Source organism: Kitasatospora nipponensis (assembly GCF_039528135.1).
Classification (GTDB): domain Bacteria; phylum Actinomycetota; class Actinomycetes; order Streptomycetales; family Streptomycetaceae; genus Kitasatospora; species Kitasatospora nipponensis.
On record NZ_BAAALF010001073.1, the window covers coordinates 1 to 538 of the forward strand.

Below are 538 nucleotides of genomic sequence, written 5' to 3' on the forward strand. Positions count from 1 at the left end.
CCCGTGCGACAACGTCGGGACGAACTCCTCGGGCGGCAACCACCCCAGGGCCGACTGCGACACGGAAGAGCGGATCTCGTTGGCCATGGACAGACCATAGCGCCGTGTCACTGAGCCCGTGACCGGGCTGGTCGAGTGCGGCGGAACCGCTTCGGTTGCGCGGACGAGCGCGGCAAAGGCGCAGGGGGTGTGCTTGTCCGGGGCCTTGGTCTGCCGAGTCGGGTCAAGATCGTGGTGTTCCACGATGGTGCGGCACGACTGGTTACCGGACAGTAGCCAGTGCGTACGGGGGCTGCCGGATCACGAGCTGCTGGCGCTTCACTGATGGGGATGTGTAGGCGTGAAGAAGATGAAAGCCGCGATTGTCGCGGCTGCCGTGCTGGCGGGTCTTGCGGTGTCCGCCGCTCCGGCGATGGCCGCTCAGTGCAAGACGGGGGGCGGCGCCCTGTACGTCTGCGAGTACGGCGTGACGAACCACGCGCTCCCGGCCGGCCAGAAGGAACAGTTCCTGGTCGGTATGGATCAGGCGGTGTGGACG

1 protein-coding gene and 1 pseudogene are annotated in these 538 nt (G+C 67.1%); one reads left to right on the forward strand and one right to left on the reverse strand.

What is annotated here, in order from left to right; translation table 11 throughout:
- Positions 1–243 (reverse strand): hypothetical protein (locus ABD323_RS44935; RefSeq protein ID WP_344447718.1); only part of this gene is annotated, 243 nt, incomplete at its 3' end.
- A 106-nt stretch (positions 244–349) separates the two neighbouring features.
- On the opposite strand from ABD323_RS44935, the pseudogene ABD323_RS44940 reads away from it, so the two are divergent.
- Positions 350–538 (forward strand): annotated as a pseudogene (locus tag ABD323_RS44940) (hypothetical protein); the annotation flags it as partial.